Genomic DNA, 23,244 nt, shown 5'->3' on the forward strand with positions numbered 1-23,244 from the left:
CGTTGTGTCATTGACTGTTTAGTGCATTAATGACTCATTTTCAATCAATGACACTCTATATAATTTATCTTATAAGTTTGGTTTTATCAGTGCCACTTATATTTTCACCGCCCAAGCCGATAGACGGTAAGGGTTACTAAGCAGCATTTAGTTATCCTCACTAGATGCTGTCAATGGATGAACCGTTAGACTGTTGAACAATAAATTGATGCTAATGTACATAAAATACTTTTAGTCCATTTAAGGCTCAACAATGATGCGAGTCGTCCATTTCACTCAAAGCAGAGGAGTTCTGTGATGTATACCAGTAATTTAAATAATTTAATCTTAAATAGCGACAGCTATAAAACCTCACATTGGGTGCAATATCCCAAAGGTAGTGAGTATCTATCCAGCTATATTGAAGCGCGTAAAGGCGATTACGATGTGGTGTTTTTTGGTCTGCAAGCCTTTATCAAAGAATACCTGAGTACCCCTATTACCCACCAAGATATTGATGAAGCCGAAATACTCATTCAAGCGCATGGCTTGACCTTTAATCGTGCAGGTTGGGAACGCTTAGTTGATAAACATGGTGGTTATTTGCCACTACGTATCGAAGCCATAGCAGAAGGCAGCATCGTTCCAGTATCCAATGTGGTCTGTCAGATTATCAATACTGATCCTGAGTTTTATTGGCTACCAAGCTATATCGAAACGGCATTACTCCGTGCTATCTGGTATCCGTCAACGGTCGCCAGCGTCTCGCACTATTGCAAAGGTATCATTCGTCAAGCGCTAGAAAAATCAGCGGATAATACTGAGTCATTAACCTTTCGCTTGCATGACTTTGGTTCGCGTGGTGCGTCTAGTCAGGAGTCCGTGGCACTTGGTAGTCTTGCTCATTTGGTAAATTTTGCCGGTACAGATTCCATGACCGCTTTGGTGGCTGCCAGTCGCTGGTATCAAATGGATAAAGACATGCCTGCCTTTTCTATCCCTGCCGCTGAGCATAGCACCATGACTGCATGGGGTCGTGATGGCGAAACTGCTGCTTTTGCCAATATGATTGAGCAGTTTGGTGGGGCGGGTAAGAGCTTTTCAGTGGTCTCTGACAGCTATGACTTATGGAACGCCATTGACAATATTTGGGGTGGCAGCTTGAAGGACGACGTAAAAAACATGGGCGGTACTTTAGTCATCAGACCTGATAGTGGTGAGCCTGCTAAAGTAGTCCGCGAGGCACTGGAGCGCTTGGCAGTGAAGTTTGGTACGACAATTAATAGCAAAGGCTACAAAGTTTTGCCAGATTATGTACGTGTTATCCAAGGGGATGGCATTAGTCCGCAAAGCTTGAGCAAAATTATCGACGTGGTCATGAAGGCAGGATTTAGCGCTGAAAACGTGACCTTTGGTATGGGTGGTGGATTACTCCAACAAGTCAATCGCGATACCATGAGCTGGGCGATGAAAGCCAGTGCCATCTCTATCGATGGCGCATGGAAAGACATTTACAAAGACCCTATCACTAGCCGCTCAAAACGCTCAAAAAAAGGTCGCTTGGCGTTGGTCGAAGACAGCAAAGGACAGCCAACAACCATCAAAGCAGATGATCTACCCGCTGATGCAGACAACCTATTACGTGACGTGTATGTCGATGGCAAATTACTCGTCGAAGACAGCCTCACTACAATTCGGGAGCGTGCAGGATGGTAGCAATATGATAAATAGCAATAAAATGGCGTCGGTTGCACGCGACGTCCTACTCGCCCCTGTTTATCTTTATCAAGGCCGCAAAATCAAGCGTGATACGGTGCGTTTGCCTGAGCCAAACGGAGAGCGACACGGACATATTCAATTAGGCAAATCGACTGATACCATTGCTAATACTGAAGATAAGACCAAGCACACGCTAAACCTCATGATCGTTGGCGATTCAGCAGCAGCGGGTGTTGGTAGTCAGACACAGCATGAGGCACTCGTCGGTAATTTGATGCCAATCTTAGCGCAGCAATCTGTGATTAATACTCAGTTTGCTAACTTGGTCTGGTCGTTGCAAGCGACCACCGGACATACCAGCTTTGATATCTTGCGCAGGCTGTATGTGCTGCCCGCGCCTAGCCACCCTATCGATGTAATGGTGCTGAGTGTTGGCGTCAATGACACCACCTCGAACGTTTCTGTAGGTAAATGGCAGCAGCAAATCGAAGATATTGTTGCGATCGCTCAGCGTAAATTTGGTGTACGGCAATTGATTTTTTTGAGTCTACCGCCTATGGCGAAAATGCCTGCGATACCGGCCCCTTTGAATAACTTCGTCGGTGCTAAAGCTTCAATGCTTGATAAAACATTACAACAAGTATGTGCAAGTAATGAAGGCGTGACTTATATGGCCACTGATTTTCCACGGATGATAGAAGAGCACTCTAAGGGTATGCCAATTGATATCAAGGTGATGTTTGCCAGTGATGGCTTCCACCCTAGTAGTTTAATGTATGGCTACTGGGCGCAGCAGTTGGCAGAGCTCATTGTCAAGTTGCTTAATTCATCAGCTGCCAAATTGAGCCGCCCTGCTTTCTAAAAGCTAATATCTCAAAAACTGACAGCTCAAGATTTAATAACCTAAAACTTACCGTTGAATTTTAAACAAAAAAAACCGCTGAATAATCAGCGGTTTTTTATGGCTTAGCAAAATAAATTGACGCGATAAGCGTAATTTATTCAGCAGAATCAGCAGCTTGTTCAGTAGAATCAGCAGCTTTCTTGTTACGGCCACCAAACGCACCAAAGCGTTTGTTAAAGCTAGCAACACGACCTTCGGTAGAAGTTTTACGTTGCTCACCAGTATAGAATGGATGCGACGCACTTGAGATATCAAGTGGGTAGTATGGGTATTCTTTACCTTCGTATTCACGAGTGGCTTTTGTTTTAGCAGTTGAACGAGTCAAAAAGAACACGTCAGCGTTAGTGTCGTGGAACAAAACTTCTTGGTAATCAGGATGGATATCTTTACGCATAATAAACTCTCTATGTCCGATGTATTTACAGTCTTATTGACAATGTGTCGAAGCTTTTATAAAGAAATTCTTATAAAAAAGCACTTATAAAACTGAGCATACGTAACTGAGGCACTAAGGACATTTGCAAGGCTGGCAGCTGCGTCACTGGCTTATTCCAGCACCCAACACCATACCTCTGCTTACCTAGCCTTCCCCAGCGGGAAAATTAAACCGCGATTTTAACGGTTTTTGGCGTTTGATGCAAGCAGCAGTTGCGATCATCATAGAGGATAAAGCACCAGCAAACCGACAATGTTATTGAGATAAGTATTTTATGCTATTATAATATTTGATTAGATAAACCACTTAATAAAGACGGAATTTGTAGATTATTTAAATAATACCTACTTTTTAGGGCGTGTCCTCATTTTAAAAATGGTGATAAAAATGAGATAAATTGCAGTCAAACGAGGAAAATAGCGCAGATAATATCAGGATATTAACCAGCTATTTAACGATGCTTGGCAAAATTTAGCCATTTTTAGCCCGTTTAGATATGATCAATTGAATTGAGGACACGCCCTAGTATTGAGTTTTTAGTATTAAGATTCATAAAATATTAGCCCTGTTGCTCATAGCCTGCTTTTATAAATACTTACTGCTATTATGACAAACGTCACCTCAGTGACCATTCAATACTCGTAAATTAATAATCGTTAAATTAATCATCGTTAAATTAACGGTTATTAAATGAAGTACTCCTCATTAACAGTCACTAAATAAGGATAATAAACAATGATAAATACTGCCCTAAAAACTACCACGAAAGCTCTACTCATCAGCTCAGCACTTGCGGTCACCACCATGGCAAGCGCGGCATTACCTAGCCAATGGCAATTAGATGACTCACATACCCGTGTTGGCTTTTCTGTCAATCACTTAGGGTTTTCAACGACCATGGGTCGCTTTAATGATGTGCAAGGTGTGGTCAATTACGATATCAAAGCCCCTAGCAAAACCAATATGAGTTTTACAATTGCAACCGATAGTATCGATACCAATTGGGATGCCCGTGATAAGCATCTAAAAACGGATGAGTTTTTTAATGTGGCTAAATACCCAGCGATGACTTTTAAATCTACCCAAGTCACTTTTAGCAACCCGCAACAAGCCAAAGTAACGGGTGATTTCACAATGCTTGGTCAAACCAAGCCCCTCACACTAGACGTAACGTTAAATAAAATCGCCAACAGCCCTCTTACGAAAGAGCCAGTCATCGGTTTTCGTGCTACCGGTATCATTGATCGCGCAGCCTATGGTATGACGGCGTTTGCTGCTGGCATTACTACCGATGTTCCCATTCAAATCGATGGTGAATTGGTACAGAAAACAACAAAATAGCGCTGAAATATTTTTTAAAAAACCTTTACCTAAAAAAGCAGCCACTATGATGGCTGCTTTTTTTAGACTTGAAACCTACTTGTTTTACTTAGTTTTAACGATATGCCAAACGCCAAGCTTGTTATCACCGTCGGTATCGCCAACTTTTGTATCATTGGCATAAAAGTACAAAGGCTTACCATTGACAGCCCATTGATACTTACCATCTTCCCGTTGGAAAGCGGCAAACTGACCAGAAGCTTGGGTATTGCTAGGAGCCATAAACGCCGGCCAAGCTAATAGACATGCCGAGCCACACTCTGATTTGTTCATGGAGTCTTTGTCAAAGGTATATAGCGTCATTTTGTTGGTGGCATCGACTAGCATCCCATTCATGCTGGCAACCGGCGCCTTATTGCTCATGGTAGCTTGTACATCATGCATGCCTGAATCGTCGTTGCCAAACACATTGTTTAGCGTCGAACAACCCGTTACGGTCAACACACTGGCTAAGGCAGATAACATCAGAATACGTTTCATAATCACTTCCTTGTATTTAAAAGTATTTAAAAAAACATCTCATTAATCTAAATTTTTATTGAACTAAATTTTTATTGAACATGGTGTTCATTAATTATCAATATTGCAATCTGCTGATTTGTGCGATAGTTAAGTCATACGCTCAGACAGTTGCTTTACTTTCATACGCTTTACTCTCACAGAGGATTTCAAGTCGTTTTACTATAGCATATGCTATAAAACGGTCGTTTTTGTCAGAATATAAACTTACAAAAACCTGCGAATATTACAAATTAATAAACCATCACATGAATCTTATGAGCAAAGGTATTTCATGTTGATGGACGTTTAAAGGATTGTTGATACTTAAATGATGCTAGGCGTCTCATTTCTATTTTTGTTTTTCATGGTCAAGACAGTCCATGGCAATTTGTTGACAAAACTAATGCATCTACTTACGTATTTGTCATCATATGCACAGTAGGTTTTCGTAAAATAGCGCTATAAATGATAAGCAGTATATGAGAAGAGCCATATAATCAAAAGTATGACTATAGCGGTCTCATATGAATGTTGAACTTGACTGTATCCGCACGCATATCAATAGCTACAACAAGATTCAAGACACTGACATGATCAGACACTTATATGCCCAAACAATTATATGAATAAGCAGAGCATGTCCCGACGCTGATGCTATCAAGGATATAACAACGACAATGACCGATAATTTTAGCAAAAACGCCTCTCAAGCCATCCTGCACGATGCTGAATCGCAGAATACTGATGCTCAAGATATTGATCTCAAAGATATCGAATTTTTAGAGACTAAACTTGATACAGCAGCGGCTGCCACAAAGGACGAGCTATCTAAAAAACGCGTCGGCATTCTAGGCGGCGGTACTGCAGGGGCAACGATTGCTATTCGCCTCGCTGCATTAGGGCTTGAGACCTACGTCTTTGAAAAAAAGAAGTCGCTTATCGATGGTCCACCAATGTGCCATTTGCACGCGGGTGGTAATCTATACCGTGAAATCCCTGACGAAGACTGCGTTGCTTTGCTTAAGCAGTGTATCGATATTCTGCGCCTTTATCCTTATACCATCGATGTACGTCCAACCGTATTTGCTGTCCCAACGCGCGACGAAGGCTTGCCCGAAGATTTGCTCCCGCGTCTCGATATCTTGACCGATGCTTATCGCGAGCTCATCGCACAAGACAGCAATAACAAAGTACTGGGCGAACCGGAAAACTACTATCAGCTCTATAGTCATGAGCAACTGATTGCGCTGTCTGAACGTGAGCAAGTTGCGATACCGAGCACGGTTGACGAATGGATGATACCGGTTGCCAAATATCTGGACTTGAACAAAGTGAAGTTTCCGCTTATCGTCGTGCAAGAGTACGGCTGGAATATTTTTCGTTTAGCCGCTTCTGCTCAACTCGCCTTAGAAGGCTATGAGCATGCGCACGTCTTTACCAATACGGAAATTAAGCAAGTCATGCCTGTGGATTGTGAGAACTGTACCAATGCTGATCACCATGTCACAAAATGGCGAGTCGATTACCAGCAAGCGAGCCAGTCTCAACCTGAGTCTATCGAAGTCGATTACTTGGTCAATGCTTGCGGTTTTCGCACTGGTGTTATCGACGATATGGTCGGTGTCAAAGTCGAACGTATGGTTGAGTTCAAATCTTCTTATATCACGCACTGGGGTGACGCTGGTGGACAAATACCCGAGATTATCGTGTATGGCAGTCGCGGTACGCCAGAAGGTATGGCGCAGCTAACCCCTTATCCAGGCGGTTACTTTCAAATCCACGGTATGAGTAAAGCCATCACCCTATTTACTGATGGCTTGGTCGCTTCTGATAAAGCCAGTGCACAACCTCAATTACCGCCTCAGTATGTACATTATATCGAAGATGGCTGGGACAAAGCACCGCTACAAGCCCGTAGCCAGCAAGCGATTGAGTACGTAGCAGAGTTTGTACCGACCTTTAACAGTGCACGCACCGTCGGTAATGCCTTATACGGCGGGCAGCAAATCCCGGGGCAGGACGATACCTTGCGGGTAGCAGATGTGAGTTTATACTCTAATATACGCTACGCCCGCGCAGAAAATGTCAAAGCGTCGTCCACCTTAATCGCTGCTGATCAAATCGTTAATGAATTGACGACTCTTGGCTTAATTGACAATGACACAGCAGAAAATCGTAGTCGCTATGCGCATGAATGGGCCTATCTAGCCAACAACGATAGCTTAACGATTGATAAAGTGGCACGCGTCTTGGCTGAAGATCGTGGTTTCCCAGCGGCGATGGCTGATGTCAATCATAGCATTCGCGAGATGGCGTTAGAGAATTTAACACCAGCTCAGCCTTAGGCGTTTGCCGTCTGTTAATACGTTCGATAAATCTGGTAGAAACCAACGCTAAAGAGTATAGAAAAAAGGAGGTCGTCGCTAGTGATTAGCGACGACCTCCTTTTTTCTTATATACAATGAGACCATTTAACAGCTTATATTCCGATAGACATATATTTAATTGCCTGCCATTTTTTCAGTATCGACCGCATCATCTATCGTCACGATTGTCCGTAACAAATCAATCGCTTCAGCGATGGTATTACAAACCACCAAACGCTCAAGATCTTGCTGCTTCATAAAGCCTTGTTCCGTGGTATATTTTAAGTGCTCAATCATGCGATCATAAAAGCCATTAATGTTCAGAATAATCATCGGCTTTTCATGTTGATACAGCTGACGCCATGTGGCGATTTCCATAATCTCTTCGAGTGTACCAAGGCCACCGGGTAAAGTAATAAAAGCATCCGCGTACTCTGCCATGACCGTCTTGCGCGTGTGCATGGTATCGGTCAGATGCAGACGAGTCAGACCCTCATGGGCGATTTCGTGTTTGAGCATAAAGGTGGGAATCACACCAACAGCTTGCGCGCCGCCTTTGATAACGTCGTCAGCCACTGCACCCATTAGACCAATACTGGCACCGCCATAAACCAAACCCAACCCATTTTCTGCTAGAGCACGACCAAGCTCACGGGCTGCTTGCTCATAAACCTCACTATTACCCAGTCGTGACCCACAATAAACAGCCACCAGCGGCATCGCTAATGTTGATTTATCCACGGCTTTTTCGATATGAGTGATATCTTGGCTGGTAATAACTTCATAATTTTCATTATTAATTTTCATTTGCATATAACGCTCCTAAGTTTGCTTAGATTATTGTATTGAATGGTTCTTTAAAGGGGTTTATCGTTTGTTAGAATGACACAATATGACGTTTATCACTAGGCTCTAAAGTGTTGTCAGCAGTCTATTAATTACGCATAATAAGCATCCGTCAAACTCACACCTATTTGTGATTTTTATATTTATTTTTATAAGTGGTCAGTAAAAATAGCATAAATCTGGTTGCTGACAGAGAAAATCAAATAACGCTCATTATCCTGCTATTTGCTAGCGTTTATCTTAACATAAGCCGTGCTATCACGCGGTAGCAACGATTTATCGCTACGCAATGACTACATTTTTTAGCACTGACCTGACATAAAACGTTGCAGGTCAATACTTATCATCCTTAATAAAAACGACAAAACTCATCAAGGTATTTTTATGCATAATAACCATGCGCCATCTTCTAGAACGCAACAAGGTGACACAATCGACGCTAATAATGACCATGAAAGCAACGACGATAACGGCAGCTACTCACTAAGTATCATGACTGAGCGTAATCAAGCGTTGGCAGCAACGGTTTATCGCCCTACAGAATCCGTCAAAGCCGTCGTCATGATAGCGCCTGCCACTGGTATCAAGCGTCAGTTTTATCATAACTTTGCGAGCCATCTAGCAGCGCAGGGCTTCGGTGTCCTGACCTTTGACAACGAAGGTATCGGCGAGTCACTAGCAACCGATTTGGCCAAATGTGATGCCTCACTGATAAGCTGGGGTCGTCATGACATGCCAGCCGTCCTGGATGCGTTGCAAGATGAGTTTCCTGATGCGTCTTACCATCTCATCGGTCATAGCGCAGGCGGTCAGCTGATTGGTCTGATGCGCAATTATAACGCTATCGCCTCGGTGTTCAATGTCGCTTGCTCGTCAGGTTGTATCAAGAACATGGACATGCCGTATAAAATTAAAGCGATGGGTTTTATGGATGCGTTCATTCCTGTCACGAATTTTGCATTAGGTTACACCCCATCAGATAAAATCGGCATGGGTGAGCCGCTACCACGCGGCGTGGCTCGTCAGTGGCGCGAATGGTGCAATGGCTCAGGTTATATAAAGACTGCCTTTGGCAAAAGTATTCACACGCATTTTTATGATGACATTCGCATGCCAGCACTGTGGTTAGGCTTTAGCGATGACGAAATTGCGAATAGCAAAAACATCGACGACATGATTCGCGTCTATACAAAGATGCCGGTCGAAAAACGCTTTTTTGAGCCGAAAGATTTTGGATTAAGCAGCATCGGTCATATGCGCTATTTTAGTGGTCGAACCAATGCCAAGGCACCTGAGTTATGGCAAATGGCGGTAGATTGGTTAAATCAGCAACAATAACTTCCAAAACTACAGCTTCGAGCATGAATAAAAATAGAACAGATGATAATGCGCTTTACTGTTTTGCATTTTCTACGTCTGCTGCCTTAATACGCTTCGTCAATGCTGAATAAAGCGACGGCTGCATATTATGGATGTTACCGAGCATCCATTTCACGTAGTTGATGGGCACGTCTTTAATCAGCTTACCTTTATACTTACCAAAGGGCATCTTGCTCACGGGATTGGCTTTGTTAGAGATAGCATGTGCCGCCGCAAAATCAGTCGGCGCAATCTCTAGACGCTCACAGCAAGCTTGATAAAGTAAGTAGCACATACGGGCGTCACCTAGCGCGTCATGAGCGGCTATCGTCATTCTGCTCGCCTCAGACTTGCCCAATAATTGCTCGATACACTTAGATTGACTGTAAGCGCTCCATTCTGGGAAGGCCACGCGCGCCAGCCTCACGGTACAAATCAGCTTGGAAGAAGGGCTACCAATTACCCGCCAATCAAAACGTACGTTGTGACCAATTAAGTACTTGGGCAATTCAAATTGATCCAAATCAAAGCGCTCAAGCCCAGCCACATCTTCATCCGTAATACCATGCACTTTGATAACAACGGGTGATATCGAGCGACCACTGTTGAAATATTTCATCCATTCAAATCCGCTGGCCACATTGATAGTCGCCACCTGAATCGGTCGTGGATCACGGCCTTGATCGGTTTCGGTATCGATAACCAGCGCCGTATCAGCCATGGTAGAAATGTCAGTAGGATTAAAAGTATCAGTCATAAAAATTTAACCATCAATAGCACCATCGTGGCTGAATAGGAACAATAAATAGATAAAACTCTATTTATTGTACTTGTATTTATGGGGGTAAAAACCATAGATAACAATGCTATACACACCTTGTAAGATAGGGGTTTTATAATACTAACTTAAACTACATCAGATATATAAGAGACATCAATGCTAGCAGATGGCAATAATCGACCACCAAAGCCAACACTATTCAGCCGTTTGCTAAGCCTAATAATAAGGGCTACGGTGTTACTAGCGCTGTTATTTGTATTTGATAAATTACTACCTAGCATTAGCCAACAGACACAGTCGTTTGTCGTGGCAAAATGGCAGCAACTGAGTTTATTGCAGCAAGCATTGCCCATAGAAAACAGCCTTCCCAGTCCACTACCAGAGCAGCATCTAACCGACACTTGGGGCGCAGCACGTAGCCAAGGGCGCTCCCATGAAGGCATCGATATTTTTGCAGCGCGGGGCACACCGATACAAGCTACGACGCAAGGCATCGTCAGCAAAGTTGGCGAAAATACATTAGGGGGACGCGTGGTAGTGGTGGTCGGACCGGGCGGCGCAGGACATTATTACGCCCATCTAGAGGATTATGCCGACATCGTGCCCAATGACTGGGTCAATGCTGGTGATATCATTGGCTATGTTGGCGACAGCGGTAATGCTAAAGGAACGCCAACCCATGTTCATTATGGTATTTATATCAATGGCAGCGCAGTGAACCCCTACCCACTTTTACAAAAAGATTAAGGGGCATGGGCAGAACGTACATAAGCGCTAGGAAATACTGCACTAAAGGTCGAGCCTTTGCCTTCTACCGACTCTATGGTTAGTTGCGCCTCATGTTGATATAAGACATGTTTTACAATTGCCAACCCTAAGCCCGTACCACCCGTAGCACGGCTGCGTCCGCTATCGATGCGATAGAAGCGTTCCGTCAAGCGCTCGATATGTTGGGGCGCGATACCTAGACCATCATCTTCGACGGCAAAGCGGCAGCCTTCCGATGTTTTTGTCCAGCTGATAGCGATGTTGCCACCCTTTGGCGTGTATTTGATAGCATTAATCACCAAATTGGATAAGGCGCTCGTTAAGTACATCTCTGAGCCATACAGTCCATCGTAAGTGTCTATCTGCAAATGAATAGTATGACCATATTCTTGGTTATACGCCTGCGCATCATCATAGATATGCGTCAGTAACTTGGTCATATCAATATCATTTAGCTCATGCGTCTCTTCTATTTCGATGCGAGACAACAGCAGTAAGTCATTCACAATCCTATTCATACGGGCAGTCTGCTGAGTCATTAGCTCAAAACCACGCCGCCACTGCGGGGGCATATCCTCTTGATCGGAGAAGTTTTCTAGATAGCCCATCAGTACGGTCAATGGCGTACGCAGCTCATGCGAGACATTGGCCACAAAGTCACGGCGCATTTGCTCCAAATGCTGCAAGCGTGTCACATCATAAATTATCAGTAGTTTTTCATCACCGAAAGGCGTCAGTTCACACTTTAGATAACGTTTAGGATCTCGCCATGACACCATGTGCACACCATCGCTCGGTGGCGTGATAGCCTGATAATACTGGCGAAATTCAGGCACGGTGATAAAGTCAAAAATGCTTTGACCTTTATTGCTTGACTGCAATAACAATAAATCTTCCGCTGCCTGATTCCACCATTCCAAACCATCATCATCATTGAGCAAAATGACCGCATCCCGTAGAGCTAGTAAGGCACTGCGGATTTTTTTGAGTTGATTTGTTGTATTGTGCTGGGCAACCTGCTCTTGCTCATTTTTTATCGGCATTATCGTCATCGTTATCCTTACTACTGTCTTCTACGTTGTTTTACGCTTGCCACAACTTGTTCTGTCTTGGTCTAATTGGATTCAATCAAGCTGGAAAACCGATACCCAGTACCGCGCACCGTTTGTATCAGCGTAGCACAGTCATAAGGCTGTAGTAATTTACGTAAACGCCGAATATGCACATCAATCGTTCGATCTTCAATATAGACATTGCCGCCCCAAACCTGATCTAGCAGCTGTGTCCTTGTATACGCACGCTCTGGATGACTCATAAAAAATGCCAACAACCGATACTCTGTCGGGCCGATATCAATGAGCTGACCTGCCGCCGTTACGCGCTGGCTTTTGGGATCTAAGCTAAGCTTGCCGATTTCGATAGGCTTATCGGCGCTCAATGTACTACTACGACGTAGCACTGCCTTGATTCTTGAGATCAATTCCCGTGTCGAAAAAGGCTTGGTCATATAGTCATCAGCACCTGCATCAAGACCATGAACCTTACTGTCTTCCTCACTTTTGGCGGTTAGCATAATAACCGGTATCTCAGCGAGCAAATCGTCGTTTTTGAGCATACGACAAAAATCAATACCACTTTTTTCGCCGGTCAGCATCCAATCCAATAATATGAGCGCCGGACGGTGATCAACCACTTGCTGATGCGCCTCTGATGCATCGGCAGCCTGCAAGCTATCAAATCCAGCCATCTCTAACGTCATCACAATCATTTCACGAATCGCAGGCTCATCCTCGACGATCAAAATTTGCTCATTGTACATACGGCAACCTTATTATTATAGTCAAAATATCAGCGTTCAAAAAGTTAGCATTCAAAAAATCAAGATACAGAAAGAGGCGATAAACACTCGCCCGTTTCTACTTATTAAACGGACTAATTATGACAGCTTGATGACAGATAATTTTTATACTTCTAATAAAAAGTTTAAGGGCCCATCATTGACGCTGGCAACTTGCATATCAGCGCCAAACTGACCAGTGGCAATATTGTGATGCTGAGTGTTGGCATAATCAACCAGTTGTGCAAACAGCACTTGAGCAGCATCAGGTGCCATCGCGCCACCAAAGTCAGGGCGACGACCCTTGTCTGTTTTTGCCATCAAAGTAAATTGCGACACCAACAACAGTCCGCCACAGACCTGTTGCACATTTTTATCCAGTTTACCGACCTTGGCAGGATCTTCATTGTTTTCAAAAATACGATAGGCCAAGATTTTGTCGATCATGCGTTGGGCAGTTTGCAGGCTATCTTCATGCCCCAAGCCAATATATGCCAATATCCCATGATCGATTTTGCCAATACAATGCTGATCGACGACGACGTTGGCATGGCTCACCCGTTGTATAAGTGCTTTCATTTACTGATTCCTTAACAGATTATGCTCAGACAATAATATGCTGTCCATGATAAAATACAGCTATTAACTTGCCTAATTTTTATTCTTATTTCCAATCCTATTTTGGTAGCCTTATTATGAATGTATTTACCACCTTACAACAGCTTGTCCCGCAGCAGCAGCTGAGTAAAGTCGCTGGGCGTCTAGCCGCCAGCCGTCATCCGTACGTCAAACGTGCCTTTATTCGTGGCTTTGCCAAAGCTTACGGCGTCAGCTTAGGTGAGTATGAGCGTCAGAGCTTTAATGCTTATGAGAGCTTTAATGACTTTTTTACCCGTGAGCTCAAAGAAAATGCACGTACTATCGACAGCAGCGCCAACGGTATTGTCAGTCCTGCTGACGGTATCATCTCGCAGCTAGGTCAAATTGAAGACCATAAACTACTACAGGCCAAAGGTCGTCATTATGATGTTGGCCAATTACTTGCTGACAGCGAAGATGGTAGCTACTTCGCTGATGGTAGCTTTGCGACTGTTTATCTCGCGCCTAGTAATTACCACCGTGTGCATATGCCATTTGCGGGTACATTAACTAAGACCCGCTATGTGCCAGGCACACTGTTCTCTGTCAATAATACCACGGCCGAGAACGTGCCTGATTTATTTGCTCGTAATGAGCGTTTGGTCTGTTTATTTGATACAGAATACGGCAAAGCTGCCGTGGTAATGGTCGGCGCTATGATCGTCGCTGGTATCGAAACCGTCGCCACTGGCAAAATCAGCCGCACTGAGGACATCCAAGAAGCAGATCACGACATGAGCTTTGAAAAAGGCGCTGAGCTTGGACGCTTTTATTTGGGTTCAACGGCGATTGTCGTTTTGCCAAAAGCCGCAAAAGCAGATTGGCAGGACAGCATGAAAGCCAATAGCGTGGTAAAAATGGGACAGTTATTGGGTCAAGCAAAAGCTCAGCAAGCTTAATTTGTAAGAAACTCATAATACTGAAAAGCCCAGTTAAACGTAGATAATGACGTTTGACTGGGCTTTTTATTCATTGCTTTCTACTGAAAATAACGACTCATAGTGAAAGCACTCTAATATCGAAAGTGCTTATGAATAGGATAAGCAAATAGGATGTTTTCCTCCTGCGCACCACTTCCGATATTATGAATAATCAGCGGCGTACCATCGGCGGATATTTTGTCCGAGACAATACCGATATGCGGCAAGTTACCCTTTGGCAAGCGCCACGTTACAATATCACCAGCTTGAAAACTGCCTTTATCGGTCGTAGATAACGTCTGTCCATGACGCGCAAAAAACGTTTCAAGGTTGGGCACGCGTCGATGATCGATATTTTTGTCCGTTGACTTTAAGCCCCAAATCTTTGGGTAGCCCGACCAATTTGATTTCATATCATGGTTGATCAATTGCTGCAAATCCACATTTTGCAAACGATAAGCACGGACAATCACATCGGTACAGACGCCAGTCTCTATTGGTACATCGCCACGCGGAAAGTCCAGCTTACGGTAAGTAGGATCATAACTCACCGTGACACCAATCTGTTTTTTAGCATCGTGCGCCAATTTATCGCCATCACTGATAGGAGCAAGCGCTTGCGCCATTTGCGCTAGTCCCAGCATGCTGACAAAGGCTAGCGATTTGCACCATGTTTTATAGTTTTTAAATAAGTGCATGGAACCTCTCTATTATTATTAACACTATTCAATATAAAGATTTTAAACAGCGTCAAACGTTGCGAGTCAGTAACAAGGTGACGCTATCAATTTACTTATCAACCAACCACCCTTGCTGGGTCGCGTATTCAATGTTTTGTGATAACCAATCATGGATGGGAGGAAAGCTGTCTTTGATAAATTCATGCGCCCCTGCCACTTGCGAGCGTGTAACACCAAGCTTAATCCACGTTTTGCCCTCAGTATTTAAATTAAGCAAAAATGGCAGCAAACGATCGACCACTCTAAGTAGATCAGCCTCTTTGCTATTACCTGTCTCCTGCTCCTCCCAGATCTCACTTAAATCAACAATCCCGTTACCGCGTTCGCGTTGTAATCGAGCAATACCCTCGCGCTCTTCGAAGTGCGCATCACGACGGGTATCAGCATATAAAAAAGTATCGCCCGCATCAATCTCACCCAAATCATGCACCAGTGCCATCTTAAGCAATTTTTCATGATTGACGTCTAACTCAAACAATTCAGCGATTGACCAGCATGCCATTGCTAAATGCCATGAGTGCTCAGCAGAGTTTTCCAAGCGAGTCGTCCCCGTCACATAGCTGCGTCGATTGACACGTTTTAGGGCATCAAGCTCTAATAAAAAATGCGTGACGTCATCTATCTTAATATTTGCATCGCGCGTTGGATCGGTCAATGTTATAGGTATGTTTGAGGACATATTTCTCTCTGATTAAATGCAATACAGCGCCTGTCTTATCAAGCGCTGTTTTCACGAAAATAATTTACAATGATTGAAACAACAACGCTAAGAGTTTGTCATTCTCGACCCTTTATCGCATCCGCTACTTAATCAAATTACTAATAGTCTTAAAGGCAGGGTCTTGGCTACTGCGGCATAATTCAAACAGAATGGATTCTACTGTTGTAATCACGCCGCCAGCGCGTCGAATACGGCGAATGGCTTGTTTTTTGTCATAAGGAAAGCGCGACCCAACGGCATCGCCAATAATAACTGGCTGCATCCCATTATCCAATAAATCCAGCGCCGTTTGCATGACGCAAACATGGGCTTCGACACCAAATAATAGGACAATGCTTCGATTTTGCTGCGCTAGATAATGCCATGAATCATTATTATCACAAGCGCTAAAGGTAACTTTTTCAAAGCTTTTGGCATTATCACCTTCTAATACTTCACGTATCTCAGGTAGCGTATCGCCCAAACCTTTTTTGTACTGCTCGTTGAGCATAATTGGGATGTTAAGGGCTTGTAGACCTTTGATCAAAGTGACTGTCTTTTTGACGATATTTTCATGGTCATAAATATGCGGCGTTAAGCGTTCTTGAACATCGATTATCATCGCTTGGGTATTTTCGCGAGCGATTCGATAGGTACGGTCGGTAATCATAGTAGACATGGCACACTCCTTGTACGGCTGACTTTATTGTTAAAGGCTATGTTAGTTTTATCATTGATATTGTCTTTATTAGCCTTATGCTCATTTAGTCATAGTTTGCTGAGTGCGTCAATGGAGATAATTTTTAATCACAATACACAATCTGTTTTACAACATCGAAATTCCTTAGTTTAGCCCATAAAAAAACCTCCAGCCATAATGACTAGAGGTTTTATTTATTGGCACGTCGTTACTATCTAAGTATTCGTATAATCTTATTCATATGATGCCACCATCAACGACTGATGCTGATACGATGGCATACCGTATAAGTCAGACTAAAATTACACACGCTCAATGATAGTAGCAATACCTTGGCCAAGACCGATACACATCGTCGCTAGACCGATTTCAGTATCTGACTGCTCCATCGCGTTTAGCAAGGTAACCGTGATACGAGCACCAGAACACCCTAGTGGATGACCTAGCGCAATCGCGCCACCGTTGATGTTGACGATGTCTTGCTTGTCGGTCAAGTTCAACGCTTTTAGTACTGACAAGCCTTGAGCAGCAAATGCTTCGTTTAGCTCGATGGTTTGCATATCGCTGATGCTCATGCCAGCACGCTTAAGTGCTTTTTGAGTCGCAGGAACAGGACCGTAACCCATGATAGCGGCATCACAACCGGCCACAGCCATGCTGCGAATACGAGCACGTGGCTTAAGACCTAGCTCTTTGGCTTTCTGTGCGCTCATCACTAGCATTGCAGACGCACCGTCAGATAATGCAGATGAGGTAGCAGCCGTTACCGTACCACCTTTAGGATCAAAGGCTGGACGTAGATTTTGCATTTGCTCCATCGTAGCATCAGGGCGAATCACTTCATCAACGGTACATAGTTGCAAGCGACCAGCAGCATCATGACCTTCGATACCGATGATTTCATTGTCAAAACGACCTTCAGTGGTCGCAGCCCATGCACGGCGATGTGACTCAAGACCAAAGGCATCTTGCTCTTCACGGGTGATGCCATTCATACGGCCCAGCATCTCAGCGGTCAAGCCCATCATGTTTGAAGCTTTTGCATAATGCTTTGATGCTTCAGGGTTGAGATCAACGCCATGCATCATGCCGACGTGACCCATGTGCTCTACACCACCGATGATGAACACATCACCTTGATTGGTCATTATTTGGGCAGCGGCAGTGTGTAGCGCCTGCATAGAAGAACCACATAGACGGTTAACGGTTTGACCGCCAGCAGTCTTTGGAATACCAGCCAGCAGACCGATGTTACGACCGATGTTTAGACCTTGCTCTAGCGTTTGGTTGACACAACCCCAGATGATGTCTTCAACGTCGCGTGGATCGAAATCGTTACGTTCAACCAATGCACGTACCAATTCAGCAGACATGCTATCAGCGCGAACGTGACGGAACATGCCGTTTTTGGTTTTACCCATCGCTGAGCGTACGCCATCTACGATGACCACGTCTTTTGGACTTAAAATTGTCATACTATCTTCCTTTTCAATTTTTATTGTCAGTGTAGTCAGTCCACTTTAGTGCTATTACCTCGTCAATCTCGCCTAAAGTACAATAGGTACATTAGCGATTGAGTTCCTTGTGCTAGCTCTAAATTGAATTAACTATAATCGTACGTTCACTATTGGAGACGATTCATGTCTCAATTGCTCTTAGCCTAAATAGCAAACGTACGGCACTTCATCCTAGTAGTGACTGCCTATTACGCTGTGGCGTAAAAGGTCTCGCCTGCTGCTGCCATGTCGCGAATCTTTTGCGGCGCTTCATAGGCTTTGCCAAGATGGGCGTATTTTTCACACAATGCCAAGTAGTTATCTAGACCCATTTGGTCGACATAACGGCAAGGACCACCGCGGAATGGCGGGAAACCAACGCCCATAATCATCGCCATATCAGCTTCAGATGGCGTGCTAACGATATTGTCTTCTAGGCAACGTACAGTCTCATTACAGAAAGCCAGCATAGTGCGGTCGATAATCGCTTGATCGTCAAAGGTTTGCTTGTCGCTATCTGTCGTGGTTTTGAGTAGCTCATAAGTGGCTTCGTCAGCAACTTTCTTTGGCTTGCCGCGCTTGTCCATTTCGTACTTATAGAAACCAACGCCGTTTTTCTGACCTAAGCGTTTGTTTTCATATAAAAGCTCAATCGCACCTTTATAATCAGGCTTCATACGGTCAGGGAAACCTTCTGCCATGACTTCTGCGCCATGTACACCCGTATCTAGACCAACGACGTCGATTAGGTAAGCAGGACCCATCGGCCAGCCGAATTTTTCCATGACTTTATCAACATGGACGAAATCAGCGCCTTGCTTAAGCAGCAAATCAAAGGCGCCAAAGTATGGGAACAATACGCGGTTCACAAGGAAACCTGGGCAATCGTTAACCACAACAGGCACTTTGCCCATTTTTGTGGCCAAAGCAACGGTCGTTGAAATCGCTTCTTCAGATGACTTCTCACCGCGAATAACTTCTACTAGCGGCATACGGTTTACTGGGTTAAAGAAGTGCATACCGACGAAGTTTTCTGGACGCTCAAGTGCTTCAGCTAAGAAAGTAATAGAAATCGTTGAGGTGTTTGACGCTAGGATGCAATCGTCTTTTACTAGACCTTCTACTTCTTTTAGTACCGCACGCTTCACGTTTGGATTTTCTACCACTGCTTCGATGACGATATCAGTCTCAGCAAAGTCACCATAATTAAGCGTTGGACGGATACGGCTTAAGGTTTCGCCCATTTTTGCTGGGGTCATTTTGCCGCGATCGACCATTTTGCCAAGTAGCTTGCTGGCTTCGCCCATACCAAGGTCTAATTGCTCAGACTTGATGTCTTTCATAATGATTGGCAAGCCTTTGCTGGCTGCTTGATAGGCAATACCGCCACCCATGATACCAGCGCCTAGTACAGCCGCTTCATTGATTTCATGTGCTTGCTTGCTGTGCTGTTTCGCTAATTTCTTAACCAATTGATCGTTTAAGAATAGACCAACCAAGCTTTCTGCTTGTGGGGTTTTCGCCGCTTTTGCAAAATAGGTCGCTTCAACGTCGATCGCTTTGTCACGTGATAAATTCACATGCTTTTCGATTGCTTCGATCGCTAGCGCTGGTGCTGGATATTGCTTAGGATTTGCTTTGGCAAAGATCATACCTTTGGCACTGTTGAATGCCATGGCTTGCTCAAGCTGATTTAGCTTAACAGGCACCAATTTCTCTTCACGTTTTGCTTTCCAATCAAGCTCACCTGAGATACATTTTTTGACCAAGTCAATCGCTGCATCTTGCAAGTCATCAGCAGGAACCGTCGCGTCAACCAAGCCTAGCTTTAGTGCTGCCAATGCTTTCTTTGGGCTACCAGTCGCGATAAGCTCAAGCGCATTGTCGATACCAATGATACGCGTACTACGAACCGTACCACCAAAACCTGGGAAGATACCTAGCTGAGTTTCTGGTAGACCGATAATCGCTTTGTCACTCATGACACGGTATTCACAAACCAATGTCATCTCACAACCGCCGCCCATTGCCGCACCATTAATGGCAGCAACTTTTGGAAACGGCAAGTCTTCAAAACGATTGAAAGCGTCATTAACATGAACGACCCAATCTTTGATCTCGCTTTCTGACTTTTTGAAAGAACCGACGAATTCTGTGATGTCAGCACCAGCGATAAATACGCCTTTCGCCGAAGTTACGATAAGACCTTTTACGTCATCAGCTTTTTCTAAAGCGGTAACGGCTTCACCAAACTGCTTGTTGGTTTCGGCATCAAACTTGTTCACGCTCTCATTTTCGGCGTTGTACTGCATATTGGCGATGCCATCCTCTAGCATTGTCACCGTGATGCGATTTCCTTGGTATACCATCTGAAACTCCTTTCTATATAACGAAAGCTACGTTTTGAATTAAAATAAATAGCCAGTTACTGTTAGTAAAATGGGTAATAGCACTGTGCGCCTGTTGTGTCATAAAAACCAACACAGAGTCTACGCACGAGTGAAGATGTCTTTATTATCTAGCGCTCATGATGATGCACTTATTTTGCGTTTCTTACATGACATCATATGACACTTCATTTATATAATTTCTTTCAAGGTGCTGCTGTTGCAAGTGTTGATGTTATAAATATTGACTGAGATATGGTGCGATATGAGGCATCGACGACCAAATAACCTGAGTAAAAACCTATTGCCATCGTCACCAGATCATTTTCACGTCAATTAGTGTAGGGGATTATGCCCCTCACTGTCACAAGCTAATGCCATACTCGCAAGTCACTCTTAAATCGCTTGCAGGCATTTACCTTACGCTAAAAGTTATTTAGTGAACAACTGTATACTTAGTTATCGAATTGAATCACTAACTTAGATAAACAATGAACCTAATCTTGAATGAGTACCATCTCAAAGATGGTAGACCGTTGGTGCTATCCGATTAATTGTACCTCGCTTAGCTTGCTCTTTTATCAGAACATATTCAACCAATGAGTGAAATCATCTATGCGTAACGAAATCTTGTTGTTATCTTTCGGCTTAAGTGAGCCTTGTCCCAAACAGACCGCAACAGAAAAATGTCAAAAACAATCGATTGATACTCTGTCTCACACAAGCAATATAATCGTTCATGCTACACTAACGATAATTTTATTACTCCTCTGATAAATGGTTGGATTATGACTGTTTCTTCTACGCCAAGCGTTATGCCTACTAGCTTTAAGTCTTTTAATCGCTCTGACAGCAGCACCGATAGCAATGCCAATAATAGCACCAAGCAATTCCATAGTGCTGTGCGCGAGCAATTGGCGCAAGACATCGACGTGCTGTTTGCTTATGCCCAGTTACCAAGCCCACTGTTGGATGCTTGCCGTTATGTGATGACGGGTCAAGGTAAATTGGTGCGTCCACTGCTGGTCGCCAGCGCCTTTGCCAACGTGAATGATCACAGTGATAAGAGTATTGATAAAGACAATGCAGTCAGCGATGAATTAGCCTCGTTATTAGAAAACGACTCAGATTATGATATGGCGCGCCGTGCAGCATTGGCGGTAGAGCTATTGCATACCTATTCGTTGGTGCATGATGACTTGCCCTGTATGGACGATGATGACCTGCGCCGCGGTCAGCCAACGGCTCATATCGTATTTGAAGAATCGACCGCCCTACTCGCCGGTGACGTATTACAGACGCTAGCTTTTGAAGTATTGACCGCAGAGCTGCCTACCTTTGCGCCTTATGACTCAGATATCGCCAGCCAGCTACTCGCTATATTTGCGCCGCGTGCCAGACGTATGGTCTCCGGTCAAATGCTAGATCTCAATGCAGAAGCCAGTGATAGCATTTCACAAAGCGACTTGGAAGCCATTCACCGTGATAAAACGGGCGCATTGATTGAAGCAGCCATGCTTATGGGTGGTATATGTGCTGGGGCGACGGCTCCGCAGCGTATGGCACTACAAGAGTGCGCCCAACACATTGGTCTGGCCTTTCAAGTTCAAGACGATATTTTAGATGTGACGACTAGCACCGATACGCTGGGCAAACCTGCCGGCAGCGATGAAAAACTGGACAAGTCTACCTATGTGAAATTCATGGGCGTGGATCAGGCGACCGACTATGCACAATCGCTATTTAATGATGGACGCGCAGCGATTATGCGTGAGCTAAGTAGTGATGATTTGAGCAGTTATGAGCAAACGAATAGCACAGACAATAATCCTAATACAGACAACGATGCCCTATTGGCATTGATTGAATGGCTATGGTCGCGTAAGAAATAGTTTAGCGAATTACAAACGATAAAAGATATCGTAGCAAATTTTATTACCCAAAACGGCAGTGAGTGGTCAACATGGACAGTTCCCCTACCCCGCGTATTTATCTTGGCACTGGTGGCTATAGCGATACTGACATGCTCGGTACGCTGTATCCAGCGGGCACCAAAAAAACCGACTTTTTATGTGAGTACGCCAAGCAATATGGCGCAGTTGAGATTAACAGCAGCTTCTATGCGCCTATTGGACAAAAAGCCTTTTCTGGGATGGTCAATAAAGCTTATGTACAAGCCGACAGTCAGTTAAAGTTTGCCGTCAAACTGCATCAAGATTTTACTCATGCCCGCAAAGGTACTGCCGAGCATGCACAGGCATTTTTAAACGCCTTATCGCCACTTATCGAAGCAAATGCTTTAGCCCCATTATTACTCCAGTTCCCGCACGGCTTTGATCGCACTCGCGAGCATCGCTTGTATCTAGCAGAGCTTGTCAGTTGGTTTCAAGATTATCCATTAACGATTGAGTTTCGTCATAACGCTTGGCATACGCCGCAAGTGGTCGATAGCTTTCGGCAGCAAGGTCTGATTTGGTGTAGCGTTGATTACCCAAAGGTGAGCGGATTGCCACCGTCACGGTTGATATTTACCGAACGCACTGGCTATCTGCGCATGCATGGCAATAACCTAAACTGGTGGGATGCGATGAGCGCAGCTGACCGTCATGATTATCGCTATAGCGAGGCGGAGATGCAGGACTGGGCGCAAGCGATTGCCAATCAGCGTCAGCACTTTGATACGCTCTATATCTTCTTTCAAAACACCACTAAAGCACATGCCTATTATAATATTACGATGTTACGTGAGGCATTATCCCCTCACCATTTTGAGGTTCTTTAAACCA

At 44.2% G+C, this 23,244-nt stretch carries 21 protein-coding genes; 9 read left to right on the plus strand and 12 right to left on the minus strand.

What is annotated here, in order from left to right:
- Positions 1 to 297 precede the first annotated feature (297 nt).
- Positions 298 to 1,695, plus strand: coding sequence for a nicotinate phosphoribosyltransferase (locus IOD06_RS12140; RefSeq protein WP_194621071.1), 1,398 nt, complete (start codon positions 298 to 300; stop codon positions 1,693 to 1,695).
- A 4-nt stretch (positions 1,696 to 1,699) separates the two neighbouring features.
- Positions 1,700 to 2,560, plus strand: a complete 861-nt coding sequence (locus tag IOD06_RS12145) for an SGNH/GDSL hydrolase family protein (protein ID WP_194621072.1) — start codon at positions 1,700 to 1,702, stop codon at positions 2,558 to 2,560.
- 136 nt (positions 2,561 to 2,696) lie between these two features.
- On the opposite strand, the gene IOD06_RS12150 is transcribed toward IOD06_RS12145, so the two are convergent.
- Positions 2,697 to 2,996: a type B 50S ribosomal protein L31 gene (locus IOD06_RS12150; RefSeq protein WP_010200640.1), complete on the minus strand. Its 300-nt coding sequence runs from the start codon at positions 2,994 to 2,996 to the stop codon at positions 2,697 to 2,699.
- A 777-nt stretch (positions 2,997 to 3,773) separates the two neighbouring features.
- On the opposite strand from IOD06_RS12150, the gene IOD06_RS12155 reads away from it, so the two are divergent.
- A complete protein-coding gene (locus IOD06_RS12155) occupies positions 3,774 to 4,379 on the plus strand; it encodes a YceI family protein (protein ID WP_194621073.1) in 606 nt (201 codons plus the stop codon).
- Between the two features lie 84 nt (positions 4,380 to 4,463).
- Here the strand turns inward: IOD06_RS12155 and IOD06_RS12160 are convergent, their stop codons facing one another.
- Complete coding sequence (locus IOD06_RS12160; protein WP_194621074.1) at positions 4,464 to 4,898, minus strand: hypothetical protein; 435 nt, start codon at positions 4,896 to 4,898, stop codon at positions 4,464 to 4,466.
- Between the two features lie 698 nt (positions 4,899 to 5,596).
- Here IOD06_RS12160 and IOD06_RS12165 point away from each other — a divergent pair.
- Positions 5,597 to 7,264, plus strand: coding sequence for an FAD-dependent oxidoreductase (locus tag IOD06_RS12165; protein ID WP_227670045.1), 1,668 nt, complete (start codon positions 5,597 to 5,599; stop codon positions 7,262 to 7,264).
- A gap of 156 nt (positions 7,265 to 7,420) precedes the next feature.
- On the opposite strand, the gene IOD06_RS12170 is transcribed toward IOD06_RS12165, so the two are convergent.
- Positions 7,421 to 8,098, minus strand: a complete 678-nt coding sequence (locus tag IOD06_RS12170; protein WP_010200649.1) for a TIGR00730 family Rossman fold protein — start codon at positions 8,096 to 8,098, stop codon at positions 7,421 to 7,423.
- A 417-nt stretch (positions 8,099 to 8,515) separates the two neighbouring features.
- On the opposite strand from IOD06_RS12170, the gene IOD06_RS12175 reads away from it, so the two are divergent.
- Complete coding sequence (locus IOD06_RS12175; RefSeq protein ID WP_265087678.1) at positions 8,516 to 9,469, plus strand: alpha/beta fold hydrolase; 954 nt, start codon at positions 8,516 to 8,518, stop codon at positions 9,467 to 9,469.
- A 55-nt stretch (positions 9,470 to 9,524) separates the two neighbouring features.
- On the opposite strand, the gene IOD06_RS12180 is transcribed toward IOD06_RS12175, so the two are convergent.
- A complete protein-coding gene (locus IOD06_RS12180; protein WP_194621075.1) occupies positions 9,525 to 10,247 on the minus strand; it encodes a DUF3820 family protein in 723 nt (240 codons plus the stop codon).
- A 180-nt stretch (positions 10,248 to 10,427) separates the two neighbouring features.
- Between IOD06_RS12180 and IOD06_RS12185 the strand changes: the two genes are divergently transcribed.
- The gene (locus tag IOD06_RS12185) at positions 10,428 to 11,018 is read left to right on the plus strand and encodes a M23 family metallopeptidase (protein ID WP_194621076.1); all 591 of its coding nucleotides are present in this window, start codon (positions 10,428 to 10,430) and stop codon (positions 11,016 to 11,018) included.
- Here the strand turns inward: IOD06_RS12185 and phoR are convergent.
- From phoR to dtd, 3 genes are all read right to left on the minus strand, one after another.
- Entirely contained in the window at positions 11,015 to 12,091 is a 1,077-nt protein-coding gene (gene phoR, locus IOD06_RS12190) for a phosphate regulon sensor histidine kinase PhoR (protein ID WP_227670046.1), read from the minus strand. The two genes, IOD06_RS12185 and phoR, sit on opposite strands and share 4 nt — an antisense overlap.
- 62 nt (positions 12,092 to 12,153) lie before the next feature.
- Positions 12,154 to 12,858 carry a phosphate regulon transcriptional regulator PhoB gene (phoB, locus tag IOD06_RS12195; protein ID WP_010200659.1) on the minus strand — a complete coding sequence of 235 codons (705 nt, stop codon included), beginning with the start codon at positions 12,856 to 12,858 and terminating at the stop codon, positions 12,154 to 12,156.
- Between the two features lie 144 nt (positions 12,859 to 13,002).
- Positions 13,003 to 13,455, minus strand: coding sequence for a D-aminoacyl-tRNA deacylase (gene dtd / locus IOD06_RS12200; protein WP_194621077.1), 453 nt, complete (start codon positions 13,453 to 13,455; stop codon positions 13,003 to 13,005).
- A 116-nt stretch (positions 13,456 to 13,571) separates the two neighbouring features.
- On the opposite strand from dtd, the gene asd reads away from it, so the two are divergent.
- On the plus strand, positions 13,572 to 14,414 hold the full coding sequence (asd, locus tag IOD06_RS12205) for an archaetidylserine decarboxylase (RefSeq protein WP_194621078.1): 843 nt from the start codon (positions 13,572 to 13,574) through the stop codon (positions 14,412 to 14,414).
- Between the two features lie 113 nt (positions 14,415 to 14,527).
- Here asd and IOD06_RS12210 read toward each other — a convergent pair whose 3' ends face one another.
- The 5 genes from IOD06_RS12210 to fadB form a co-directional block, all read right to left on the minus strand.
- The gene (locus IOD06_RS12210) at positions 14,528 to 15,133 is read right to left on the minus strand and encodes a DUF1287 domain-containing protein (RefSeq protein WP_265087679.1); all 606 of its coding nucleotides are present in this window, start codon (positions 15,131 to 15,133) and stop codon (positions 14,528 to 14,530) included.
- Positions 15,134 to 15,224: 91 nt separating this feature from the next.
- Entirely contained in the window at positions 15,225 to 15,854 is a 630-nt protein-coding gene (locus tag IOD06_RS12215; RefSeq protein WP_194621079.1) for an HD family hydrolase, read from the minus strand.
- Between the two features lie 124 nt (positions 15,855 to 15,978).
- Positions 15,979 to 16,554 (minus strand): isochorismatase family protein, encoded by a 576-nt coding sequence (locus tag IOD06_RS12220; protein WP_189586717.1) that lies wholly within the window; start codon positions 16,552 to 16,554, stop codon positions 15,979 to 15,981.
- Positions 16,555 to 16,877: 323 nt separating this feature from the next.
- Positions 16,878 to 18,050, minus strand: coding sequence for an acetyl-CoA C-acyltransferase FadA (gene fadA, locus IOD06_RS12225; RefSeq protein WP_194621080.1), 1,173 nt, complete (start codon positions 18,048 to 18,050; stop codon positions 16,878 to 16,880).
- Positions 18,051 to 18,280: 230 nt separating this feature from the next.
- On the minus strand, positions 18,281 to 20,440 hold the full coding sequence (gene fadB / locus IOD06_RS12230; RefSeq protein WP_194621081.1) for a fatty acid oxidation complex subunit alpha FadB: 2,160 nt from the start codon (positions 20,438 to 20,440) through the stop codon (positions 18,281 to 18,283).
- 806 nt (positions 20,441 to 21,246) lie between these two features.
- Between fadB and IOD06_RS12235 the strand changes: the two genes are divergently transcribed.
- Both IOD06_RS12235 and IOD06_RS12240 read left to right on the plus strand, forming a co-directional pair.
- Entirely contained in the window at positions 21,247 to 22,350 is a 1,104-nt protein-coding gene (locus tag IOD06_RS12235) for a polyprenyl synthetase family protein (RefSeq protein WP_194621082.1), read from the plus strand.
- A 71-nt stretch (positions 22,351 to 22,421) separates the two neighbouring features.
- Entirely contained in the window at positions 22,422 to 23,240 is an 819-nt protein-coding gene (locus tag IOD06_RS12240) for a DUF72 domain-containing protein (RefSeq protein ID WP_194621083.1), read from the plus strand.
- Positions 23,241 to 23,244: the final 4 nt, after the last annotated feature.

This window comes from Psychrobacter sp. N25K4-3-2, assembly GCF_015351755.1.
GTDB lineage: Bacteria > Pseudomonadota > Gammaproteobacteria > Pseudomonadales > Moraxellaceae > Psychrobacter > Psychrobacter glaciei.

Coding starts and splice junctions, on each gene's coding strand:
- IOD06_RS12140 (WP_194621071.1), top strand. CDS start 298: ATGTATACCAGTAATTTAAATAATTTAATCTTAAATAGCGACAGCTAT.
- IOD06_RS12145 (WP_194621072.1), top strand. CDS start 1,700: ATGATAAATAGCAATAAAATGGCGTCGGTTGCACGCGACGTCCTACTC.
- IOD06_RS12150 (WP_010200640.1), bottom strand. CDS start 2,996: ATGCGTAAAGATATCCATCCTGATTACCAAGAAGTTTTGTTCCACGAC.
- IOD06_RS12155 (WP_194621073.1), top strand. CDS start 3,774: ATGATAAATACTGCCCTAAAAACTACCACGAAAGCTCTACTCATCAGC.
- IOD06_RS12160 (WP_194621074.1), bottom strand. CDS start 4,898: ATGAAACGTATTCTGATGTTATCTGCCTTAGCCAGTGTGTTGACCGTA.
- IOD06_RS12165 (WP_227670045.1), top strand. CDS start 5,597: ATGACCGATAATTTTAGCAAAAACGCCTCTCAAGCCATCCTGCACGAT.
- IOD06_RS12170 (WP_010200649.1), bottom strand. CDS start 8,098: ATGCAAATGAAAATTAATAATGAAAATTATGAAGTTATTACCAGCCAA.
- IOD06_RS12175 (WP_265087678.1), top strand. CDS start 8,516: ATGCATAATAACCATGCGCCATCTTCTAGAACGCAACAAGGTGACACA.
- IOD06_RS12180 (WP_194621075.1), bottom strand. CDS start 10,247: ATGACTGATACTTTTAATCCTACTGACATTTCTACCATGGCTGATACG.
- IOD06_RS12185 (WP_194621076.1), top strand. CDS start 10,428: ATGCTAGCAGATGGCAATAATCGACCACCAAAGCCAACACTATTCAGC.
- phoR (WP_227670046.1), bottom strand. CDS start 12,091: ATGACGATAATGCCGATAAAAAATGAGCAAGAGCAGGTTGCCCAGCAC.
- phoB (WP_010200659.1), bottom strand. CDS start 12,858: ATGTACAATGAGCAAATTTTGATCGTCGAGGATGAGCCTGCGATTCGT.
- dtd (WP_194621077.1), bottom strand. CDS start 13,455: ATGAAAGCACTTATACAACGGGTGAGCCATGCCAACGTCGTCGTCGAT.
- asd (WP_194621078.1), top strand. CDS start 13,572: ATGAATGTATTTACCACCTTACAACAGCTTGTCCCGCAGCAGCAGCTG.
- IOD06_RS12210 (WP_265087679.1), bottom strand. CDS start 15,133: ATGCACTTATTTAAAAACTATAAAACATGGTGCAAATCGCTAGCCTTT.
- IOD06_RS12215 (WP_194621079.1), bottom strand. CDS start 15,854: ATGTCCTCAAACATACCTATAACATTGACCGATCCAACGCGCGATGCA.
- IOD06_RS12220 (WP_189586717.1), bottom strand. CDS start 16,554: ATGTCTACTATGATTACCGACCGTACCTATCGAATCGCTCGCGAAAAT.
- fadA (WP_194621080.1), bottom strand. CDS start 18,050: ATGACAATTTTAAGTCCAAAAGACGTGGTCATCGTAGATGGCGTACGC.
- fadB (WP_194621081.1), bottom strand. CDS start 20,440: ATGGTATACCAAGGAAATCGCATCACGGTGACAATGCTAGAGGATGGC.
- IOD06_RS12235 (WP_194621082.1), top strand. CDS start 21,247: ATGACTGTTTCTTCTACGCCAAGCGTTATGCCTACTAGCTTTAAGTCT.
- IOD06_RS12240 (WP_194621083.1), top strand. CDS start 22,422: ATGGACAGTTCCCCTACCCCGCGTATTTATCTTGGCACTGGTGGCTAT.